We start from the raw sequence: 9,203 nt of genomic DNA, 5'->3' as shown, positions 1-9,203 counted from the left end.
TTATCAGACTAACTTCCACTTGGATTAGCGGTGGAACTTAGTTTGGGAATTTACCGTCAAGGGAAAAGTTTGCCAGCCCTCCTTTGATAAGGTATAATAATAACAAGAAAACAATCGAAGGAGATCGCATGTTTTATACTTATTTACGTGGATTGGTTGTCTTGCTCCTATGGTCCATCAATGGCAATGCCCACTATCATAATACTGATAAAATTCCTAATCAAGATGAAAATTATATTTTGGTTGCGCCTCACCGCACTTGGTGGGATCCAGTTTACATGGCTTTTGCGACCAAGCCAAAACAATTCATCTTTATGGCCAAAAAAGAGCTCTTTACCAACCGTATCTTTGGCTGGTGGATTCGTATGTGTGGTGCCTTTCCTATCGACCGTGAAAATCCTAGCGCTTCAGCCATCAAATACCCTATCAATGTTCTCAAAAAAAGTGATCGCTCTCTCATCATGTTTCCAAGTGGGAGCCGTCACTCAAATGATGTCAAGGGTGGCGTAGCCTTGATTGCCAAAATGGCCAAGGTCCGTATCATGCCTGTTACCTACACAGGTCCCATGACTTTGAAGGGCTTAGTTAGCCGTGAACGTGTCGATATGAACTTTGGAAATCCAATCGATATCTCAGATATCAAAAAAATGAATGATGAAGGCATTGAAACAGTCGCCAATCGCATCCAAGCAGAATTCCAACGTCTGGACCAAGAAACGAAACAATGGCACAATGATAAAAAACCAAACCCACTCTGGTGGCTTATCCGCATCCCTGCCCTCATCCTTGCCATTATCCTCGCTATCCTAACCATCATCTTTAGCTTCATCGCAAGCTTCGTCTGGAATCCAGATAAAAAGAGAGAAAAACTTAGTTAAATAAATACAACAATCCCTTGGCAAAAGCCAAGGGATAACTCTTTTATTCGATTTTCCATTTTTGGGCCAACCAGCTAGAAAAGGCTAAAAATCGTTCAGGCACTTGTTCATGGTGCCCATAAGGGTCAAAGACAAACTGACCGTTCGGATAGCATTTCTGAAGACTGGTATGGATTTGCTCAGCATAGACTGGTGCTTGAGCCAAGCGATTAGTGTGATAGGCTCCTTCTGTTTGACCATTCTGTAAATACAGCAAACAGTCCAAATTTTTCACATTTTCTTCCTTGCAGTAAGTCACAAAATCAGGATACCAAAAGGAACCGCAGATGGAGAAGACACAGGAAACCTTGTCAAAACTGAAAAGACTGTAGACTGCCGCCAAACCACCTAGTGAGTAGCCTCCATAGGCAAGACGAGTTTCGTCCAGGCGATAAAGTGACTGCAACTTGTCTAAAAGACCTCCAAATAAATGATCATGATAGACGTTGGCCTGACCTCCAAAATCTGGAGCTTCATCTCTCAGAGCCGATGTCGCCCAGGGAGTATAATCGTCTAAGCGATTTTTAGAGGTCAATCCCACTAAAATCACAGATTCAGAAAGGGACGATAGGAAATCTAAGTTCCCATCATTCAATAAAATAGCCGGATAGGTTTGATTGGGGTCGTAGTTAGAAGGAAGGCTGATTTTGACTTGGATTCCTTCCCAATCAAACTCATTATTTATTGATAAAGTCATTGATTTTCTCAAGGGAATCAATCACTGCTGGACCATAGTCCATCAATTCATCGTAAGAGATGGTCATGATTTTTTGATTCTTAATAGCAGGAACGCCTTCCAAAACAGCATTTGCCTTCATCAACTCTACTGCTTTTTCATCCAATTTTTTATTGCGATCGCTGGTTACATAGATAATCAATTCAGGATCCATTGACACGAGATTTTCCAAGGTCAAACCTGATGTCCCCGTAGCAACGTTGGTATAACCAAGTTGGTTCAGCAAACTTTCTTGCAAAGCAGATTTGTAGGCACCGAAGGTTTCATCATTATAAGCAACCATAATCAAAGCCTTTTTCTTTTCACCTTGGCTTACTGGGTTTGCTTTCTTAACAGCGTCAATTTTAGTTTGTAATTGGGCTGCGTATTCATTAGCCTTGTCCTGAACATTAAAAATCATTCCAAGATTTTTGACATCTTCTACGATATTCCCCAAATCTTGCTGAATCGTTGAGAGAGAAGCTTTTTGAGTATAGACTGGGATTTTGTTTTCATTCCAAGTGCTAACTGTCCCCAAGGATTTTTCAGAAAACATCATGTTTCGACCCATCACAGCTTCTGGCTCATAAGAAAGGACTGTCTCTTGTGACACTGTTTTTTTATCCCCGATTTGAGGAATAGTTGCAATAGCGTCCTTATATTTGTCCGTCACAGCATTATCAGGGTTGAGCATGCCAACAATTTTATCCTTCAACCCCAACTCCAATAAGATTTCAGTGGTTGAAAGATTGTTGGTGATAACTTTTTCAGGTGCCTTGTCAAAGACTTGTTCGACTTCATTCCCTTTCGCATCATAGGTTTTGACCGTTAGTGGATAAGTCGTCTCTGTACTGGCCTTTTGACTTGTTTCTGTACTAGACTGTGTGGTAGCTTTTTCTGTAGTAGTGTTACCACAAGCTGCCAAAGTTAAGGTAGCTACTGTTACCAGTAAAATACTGAGTGTTTTTTTCATTTTGTTTTCCTTTTCATTCTTATAAATAGTGAATCATGGCTTGCTGATCCTCGGTCCAAGTAACCTGACTTTGAACTCCGTATACAGTTTGCAATGACTCAGGGGTGATGGTCTCCTTTGGAGTCCCTTGGTAAAGGATTTCTCCCTCTTTCATTAGATAGAGATAATCCGAATAGCGACAAGCAAGTTGAATATCATGCAGGACAGCTAGAACATTGATATTTAGATTTTTCACAATGGCCAACAAGTCTAGCTGATACTTGATATCCAAGTGATTGGTTGGTTCGTCCAGGAGCAAGAGAGTCGGTTCTTGCGCCAAGGCGCGGGCTAGTAAGACTCGCTGTTTCTCTCCCCCTGACAGAGACGAATAGAGACGAGTTTTCTTCTCAAGCATATCCACCTTAACGAGGGCATCTTGAACGAGGGCATAATCCCTTTCCTTTTCCTTCTGTAAAAAAGAGAGGTGGGGAGTTCTTCCCAGCAAGACGATTTCCTCAACTGTACAATCAAACTGCAATTGATTAAACTGGGTGACAACTGCCATTTGCTTGGCTGTTTCTTTGATTGACCACTGCTCCAGAGGCTTTCCATCTAGGCTTATCAAGCCTTTGTCCGCCTTTTCCTGACGATAGAGGAGTTTAAGCAGGCTGGTTTTTCCACTTCCATTTGGCCCTAATATCGTGTGAAATTGATTCCCTTTAACCTTAAGAGAGACTCCTTTGAGGATTTTTTTCTCCCCTAGTCCAAAATGGATGTCCTGACAAATCAAATCCATATCAACCCCTCACCTCCCTTCGCCTACCTCCAACAATGTAGATAAAGAAGGGAGCACTTACTAAGGCTGTGAAAATACCAATAGGAAGCTCTGCGTTTGGAATGATGATACGAGAGAGTACGTCTGCCCAGATGACAAAGAGGGCACCTAGCAAGGTTGCAACAGGAAAAAGCCTCTTGTAACTCGTTCCTACTAATCCTCGTGCTAAGTGAGGAGTAATCAGACCGACAAATCCAATAATCCCACAGGTTGCCACTAAGACTGCTGTCAGCACAGCCACCATTGTCACATAAAGATACCAATAAAAGCGTAAGGGAATCCCCAAAGTTAAAGCAGCCTCATCTCCCATCATCATCGCATTGAAAACACGATACTGAGTAGAGAAAAATAGAAAGGCTATTCCTACTACCATAGTTGGCAGGACCAAGTCTGCCCAGGAAGTCCCAGCGAGCGAGCCCATGGTCCAAAACTTAATGGTCATCACACTGTCCGCATTAGCGCCAACTGAGATAATAAAGTTTGAAAAAGCCAGAAAGAGAGCGTTGACCACCGTTCCTGATAAGATCAGACTGGAAGTCGTCATCCTTCCCTGCATAGAGGCAATGATGAGGACAGCAATTGTTGCCAAAATAGCTCCAAGAAAAGCTCCAAGGCTAATCATCACTTTTAAACCAAGAATGATGCTCAAGGTTGCCCCTAAAGTTGCACCCGCAGATATTCCTAAGACATAGGGCTCAGCGATGGGATTGTTCACTGTAGACTGCATCACGCTACCACACATAGAAAGACCAGCCCCCACTATCAAACCTAACAATACTCGGGGGAATCTCATGTTCCATACAATGGCAAGAGTAGACTTGGAAACCTCTCCTATCTCAAGAGGAATCCCCAATCTATTCAAAATAATCCGATAGGTATCTCCTAGATCAATCGCAACGGATCCCATTGAAACTGCTAGAAAGAGAGAAATCCCTAAAATACCTAGCAAAATAACTAAAAGTAACACAAATTGCTGGTCTTGTCGGCTTCCAGAAAATTTGGAAAGCATGCAAACCTCCTTTGATAGAATCTTAAAAATTTAGAAAATTCTCATGAAAAGTATACCATATTTTCAACAATGTAACAAGATGAGAACAAATGAATATAGTTGGTTTTATAGTGCTAGGAACCGTAAGTAAAGATAATACTTGAGTATATCGAGGTAAGGCGACAACGTAAAAAGCCCTCTGAAAATCAGAGAGCTGATTTGAGCCCGGGCTAAAATCCTAGTGAAACAAAAAAATCTACACGATCAGAAAAGTCTCTATCGTGCCATTTTCATACATGATGTATAGTCCAAGTAGAATGAATACTAAGGGCACAATGATTCGCTCGTATTTTTCAATTGTCTCGAATATTAAGGGAATAGAGGATAACACCCGGCTAATCTCGCATAAGATAATTATGCCGATTACAAACACAAGCAAGGCCACGAGGGTCTGTGACCAATCTAACGAAGCAAAATAAGGTATATAGATACCTAAATTATCTCCGCCAGACGCAATTGTCAGCAATGTAACTGTCCAAAACAGTTGATTTGCCTTGCTTTGTTCTAATCTTTCAATAATTTCTTCCTCTTCTTCCTCTTCTTCCTCACCTTCTCCAACAATTGCAAAGCGAATCCCTAAATAGATAGGGATTAAACCAAGCAATCCAACCATCCATTCTTCAGGCACGAAATTAACGACATAAGCAGCAACTAAACTCGCCCCTACAAGTAAGCCTGTGCCTAGATATTGCCCCGCATAAATATGCCATTTTTGTTTATTCTGTGATAGCTGTGCAAATAAAATAAATAAAATAATTAAATAATCGATACTGGTAGAAATATAAACACCAATAGCAGATATGATTGTCTGTCCCATAAAAACCTCCTGTATTGGTCAGTAATAAATCAGCAGATTTTAGGAGAGCACAGACACATTAATTTAGCTATCGCTAGTGGGTAATTTCGAACATAGGAAAGCATTTTACTCCTCCTCAAAACGTAGTTACAAAGTAATTTCTAACTGGAATTCGGTGACTACTTCCATGTAAAGTATAACATACTATACTTTACTTCGTAAAGTGTGGGCTCTCCGAAGGGGCTTGCAGACAGCTACTCGGCTTTTCAAGCCGAGTAGCTGCGCACCCTTATGGTGTAATTAGCTGATACCATTTGAGGTTTTTGTAGTCTCCAAAATTGTGACCGATAAAACCTCAATAAAAAAGCCCTCTGAAGTCAGAGAGCTGATTTGAGATTAGGGTAAAATCCTAGTGAAAAAGATGAAACTCCTTGTGTTCATCGAACACTGTGTCATTTCCCTATTTTCATACGGATTTCTTACGCCCTTAGCATCATAATTCTTGCTAGATAAACCGTTTATAGACTAGGCGACGAGGCGAAGGTTGTACTAATGGTACATCGAGCCGAAGCCAACGAAGTATAGAAACGGTTTAGACGCAAGATTAGCGACGAAGTCCTAGAGAGTTGATCAACTCACGGTAACGGTTAACGTCGTTTTTACGCAAGTATGCAAGCAAGTTACGACGGCGACCGATTTTCTTCATCAATCCACGGTAAGTAGCGTGGTCTTTTTTGTGTTGTTTGATGTGTTCGTTAAGGTGGTTGATTTCCCAAGTAAGGACAGCAACTTGAACCTCTACTGAACCTGTATCACCTTCGTGACGTGCATATTGTGCGATGATTTCATTTTTTTTCTCTTTTGAGATTGCCATGATGTTTCTCCTTTTTATTTGGCTTCATCCGAGTGACAGGTTGGCATGCCTGTAACCAAGAAGAAGTTATTTGTCTTTACGACAATCCCTATTCTACCAATAACTAACATCTTTGTCAACAGATTTACTTTCTTTCTCTTTGCTTCACTAACACAATTAAGATTGTCAATTTCTGCTAATATTACCATAGCTGATTACCAACGCCTTTCCAACAAGGAAATTCAAAAAAATCTACAAATATCTTGAAAATTTTCACAATCATGCTATAATAATCCATAGAGACAAGTCACTTAGTCCCTTTCTACTAGAGAGTGCGTGGTTGCTGAAAACGCATAGAAAGCCTAAACTGATACTACTCTTGAGTTTTTTTATGAAAACATAAAACGGTGGCCACGTTAGAGCCAATCAGAGGTGTCCCTCTTTTTTGAGGAACATAAATGAAGGTGGAACCACGTTGCGACGTCCTTTCGAGGATGTCGCAATTTTTTATGAGGAGGCTAACTATGGAGTTGCAAGAATTAGTGGAGCGCAGTTGTGCAATCCGACAAGCTTATCACAAACTGGAAGTTAAGCATCATGATTCCAAGTGGACGGTAGAAGAAGACCTCTTGGCTTTGTCTAATGATATTGGAAATTTCCAACGACTAGTGATGACCAAGCAAGGACGCTACTATGATGAAACACCTTACACACTGGAACAAAAACTTTCAGAAAATATCTGGTGGCTAGTAGAACTTTCTCAACGTCTGGATATAGACATTCTGACGGAAATGGAAAACTTCCTCTCTGATAAAGAAAAGCAATTGAACATTAAGACTAGGAAGTAGTCTGCAAAAAAGTCAATGCTTAGAAACTATGAAATAATAATAAGGAGAACATCATGATTAACATTACTTTCCCAGATGGCGCTGTTCGTGAATTCGAATCTGGCGTTACAACTTTTGAAATTGCCCAATCTATCAGCAATTCCCTAGCTAAAAAGGCCTTGGCTGGTAAATTCAACGGCAAACTCATCGACACTACTCGTGCTATCACTGAAGATGGAAGCATCGAAATCGTGACACCTGATCACGAAGATGCCCTTCCAATCTTGCGTCACTCAGCAGCTCACTTGTTTGCCCAAGCAGCTCGTCGTCTTTTCCCAGACATTCACTTGGGAGTTGGTCCAGCCATCGAAGATGGTTTCTACTACGATACTGACAACACAGCTGGTCAAATCTCTAACGAAGACCTTCCTCGTATCGAAGAAGAAATGCAAAAAATCGTCAAAGAAAACTTCCCATCAATCCGTGAAGAAGTTACTAAAGACGAGGCACGTGAAATCTTCAAGAATGACCCTTACAAGTTGGAATTGATTGAAGAACACTCTGAAGACGAGGGCGGTTTGACTATCTACCGTCAGGGTGAATACGTGGACCTTTGCCGTGGTCCTCACGTCCCATCAACAGGCCGTATCCAAATCTTCCACCTTCTTAACGTAGCTGGTGCTTACTGGCGTGGAAATAGCGACAACGCTATGATGCAACGTATCTATGGTACAGCTTGGTTTGACAAGAAAGACTTGAAAAACTACCTTCAAATGCGTGAAGAAGCTAAGGAACGTGACCACCGTAAACTTGGTAAAGAGCTTGATTTATTCATGATTTCTCAAGAGGTTGGACAAGGACTTCCATTCTGGTTGCCAAATGGTGCAACTATCCGTCGTGAATTGGAACGCTACATCGTAGACAAAGAGTTGGCTTCTGGTTACCAACACGTCTACACTCCACCGCTTGCTTCTGTTGAACTTTACAAGACTTCTGGTCACTGGGATCATTACCAAGAAGACATGTTCCCAACTATGGACATGGGTGACGGGGAAGAATTTGTCCTTCGTCCAATGAACTGCCCACACCACATCCAAGTCTTCAAACACCATGTTCACTCATACCGTGAGTTGCCAATCCGTATCGCTGAAATCGGTATGATGCACCGCTATGAGAAATCAGGTGCTCTAACAGGTCTTCAACGCGTGCGTGAGATGTCGCTCAACGACGGTCACCTCTTCGTTACTCCAGAACAAATCCAAGAAGAGTTCCAACGCGCCCTTCAGTTGATTATCGATGTTTATGAAGATTTCAACTTGAATGAATACCGCTTCCGCCTCTCTCTTCGTGACCCAGAGGACAAGGAAAAATACTTCGATAACGACCAAATGTGGGAAAATGCCCAAACTATGCTTCGTGCAGCTCTTGATGAAATGGGTGTGGACTACTTTGAAGCCGAAGGTGAAGCAGCCTTCTACGGACCAAAATTGGATATCCAGGTTAAGACTGCCCTTGGTAAAGAAGAAACCCTTTCTACTATCCAGCTTGACTTCTTGCTTCCAGAACGCTTCGACCTTAAATACATCGGAGCTGATGGTGAAGAGCACCGTCCAGTTATGATCCACCGTGGGGTTATCTCAACTATGGAACGCTTCACAGCTATCTTGATTGAGAACTACAAGGGTGCCTTCCCAACATGGCTTGCACCACACCAAGTAACCCTCATCCCAGTATCTAACGAAAAACACGTGGACTACGCATGGGAAGTAGCTAAAAAACTCCGTGACCGTGGTGTCCGTGCAGACGTAGATGAACGCAATGAAAAAATGCAGTTCAAGATCCGTGCTTCACAAACCAGCAAGATTCCTTACCAATTGATCGTTGGGGACAAGGAAATGGAAGACGGAACAGTAAACGTTCGTCGCTACGGCCAAAAAGAAACACAAACTGTCTCAGTTGATGACTTTGTTCAAGCTATCCTAGCTGATATCGCCAACAAATCACGCGTTGAGAAATAAAACAATCACAGTCTGAGAAACATTTTCAGAGCCAGAAAAAGCAACAACTATTTCAGCTGTTGCTTTTTATATTTTTACTCAATGAAAATCAAAAAGCAAACTAGGAAGCTAGCCGCAAGCTGTACTTGAGTACGGTAAGGCGACGCTGACGTGGTTTGAATTTGATTTTCGAAGAGTATTATTTAATCCGAGCTAGTAGTGATTGACCAAACCACCACACAAGATTTGCTTTCATGAGTTAG

Annotated in this window: 9 protein-coding genes; 3 read left to right on the top strand and 6 right to left on the bottom strand. The window is 41.7% G+C overall.

What is annotated here, in order from left to right; all coding sequences use genetic code 11:
• Positions 1–128 precede the first annotated feature (128 nt).
• Positions 129–878: a 1-acyl-sn-glycerol-3-phosphate acyltransferase gene (locus tag RWM06_RS08765; protein WP_313970844.1), complete on the top strand. Its 750-nt coding sequence runs from the start codon at positions 129–131 to the stop codon at positions 876–878.
• A 43-nt stretch (positions 879–921) separates the two neighbouring features.
• Here RWM06_RS08765 and RWM06_RS08760 read toward each other — a convergent pair whose 3' ends face one another.
• From RWM06_RS08760 to rpsO, 6 genes are all read right to left on the bottom strand, one after another.
• A complete protein-coding gene (locus RWM06_RS08760; protein ID WP_313970843.1) occupies positions 922–1,614 on the bottom strand; it encodes an alpha/beta hydrolase-fold protein in 693 nt (230 codons plus the stop codon).
• Positions 1,595–2,605, bottom strand: coding sequence for an ABC transporter substrate-binding protein (locus tag RWM06_RS08755; RefSeq protein WP_313970842.1), 1,011 nt, complete (start codon positions 2,603–2,605; stop codon positions 1,595–1,597). Before RWM06_RS08755 ends, RWM06_RS08760 begins: the two co-directional genes overlap by 20 nt.
• A gap of 19 nt (positions 2,606–2,624) precedes the next feature.
• Positions 2,625–3,380, bottom strand: coding sequence for an ABC transporter ATP-binding protein (locus RWM06_RS08750; RefSeq protein WP_313970841.1), 756 nt, complete (start codon positions 3,378–3,380; stop codon positions 2,625–2,627).
• Between the two features lies 1 nt (position 3,381).
• Positions 3,382–4,428 carry an iron ABC transporter permease gene (locus RWM06_RS08745; RefSeq protein ID WP_313970840.1) on the bottom strand — a complete coding sequence of 349 codons (1,047 nt, stop codon included), beginning with the start codon at positions 4,426–4,428 and terminating at the stop codon, positions 3,382–3,384.
• 235 nt (positions 4,429–4,663) lie between these two features.
• Positions 4,664–5,284 carry a CadD family cadmium resistance transporter gene (locus RWM06_RS08740; protein WP_045611205.1) on the bottom strand — a complete coding sequence of 207 codons (621 nt, stop codon included), beginning with the start codon at positions 5,282–5,284 and terminating at the stop codon, positions 4,664–4,666.
• 583 nt (positions 5,285–5,867) lie between these two features.
• Positions 5,868–6,137: a 30S ribosomal protein S15 gene (gene rpsO, locus RWM06_RS08735; protein WP_001018251.1), complete on the bottom strand. Its 270-nt coding sequence runs from the start codon at positions 6,135–6,137 to the stop codon at positions 5,868–5,870.
• A 503-nt stretch (positions 6,138–6,640) separates the two neighbouring features.
• Here rpsO and RWM06_RS08730 point away from each other — a divergent pair.
• On the top strand, positions 6,641–6,964 hold the full coding sequence (locus RWM06_RS08730; protein WP_218756938.1) for a MazG-like protein: 324 nt from the start codon (positions 6,641–6,643) through the stop codon (positions 6,962–6,964).
• 53 nt (positions 6,965–7,017) lie between these two features.
• Positions 7,018–8,961 (top strand): threonine--tRNA ligase, encoded by a 1,944-nt coding sequence (thrS, locus tag RWM06_RS08725; protein ID WP_313970839.1) that lies wholly within the window; start codon positions 7,018–7,020, stop codon positions 8,959–8,961.
• Positions 8,962–9,203: the final 242 nt, after the last annotated feature.

The sequence above is a fragment of the uncultured Streptococcus sp. genome, from assembly GCF_963516575.1.
GTDB lineage: Bacteria > Bacillota > Bacilli > Lactobacillales > Streptococcaceae > Streptococcus.
Note: the sequence above shows the minus strand (reverse complement) of the source record. Positions and strands in the feature narration are given on the sequence as shown.

Bases quoted from the DNA above. Each gene is read 5' to 3' on its own strand.
- RWM06_RS08765 (WP_313970844.1), top strand. From the start codon at position 129: ATGTTTTATACTTATTTACGTGGATTGGTTGTCTTGCTCCTATGGTCC.
- RWM06_RS08760 (WP_313970843.1), bottom strand. From the start codon at position 1,614: ATGACTTTATCAATAAATAATGAGTTTGATTGGGAAGGAATCCAAGTC.
- RWM06_RS08755 (WP_313970842.1), bottom strand. From the start codon at position 2,605: ATGAAAAAAACACTCAGTATTTTACTGGTAACAGTAGCTACCTTAACT.
- RWM06_RS08750 (WP_313970841.1), bottom strand. From the start codon at position 3,380: ATGGATTTGATTTGTCAGGACATCCATTTTGGACTAGGGGAGAAAAAA.
- RWM06_RS08745 (WP_313970840.1), bottom strand. From the start codon at position 4,428: ATGCTTTCCAAATTTTCTGGAAGCCGACAAGACCAGCAATTTGTGTTA.
- RWM06_RS08740 (WP_045611205.1), bottom strand. From the start codon at position 5,284: ATGGGACAGACAATCATATCTGCTATTGGTGTTTATATTTCTACCAGT.
- rpsO (WP_001018251.1), bottom strand. From the start codon at position 6,137: ATGGCAATCTCAAAAGAGAAAAAAAATGAAATCATCGCACAATATGCA.
- RWM06_RS08730 (WP_218756938.1), top strand. From the start codon at position 6,641: ATGGAGTTGCAAGAATTAGTGGAGCGCAGTTGTGCAATCCGACAAGCT.
- thrS (WP_313970839.1), top strand. From the start codon at position 7,018: ATGATTAACATTACTTTCCCAGATGGCGCTGTTCGTGAATTCGAATCT.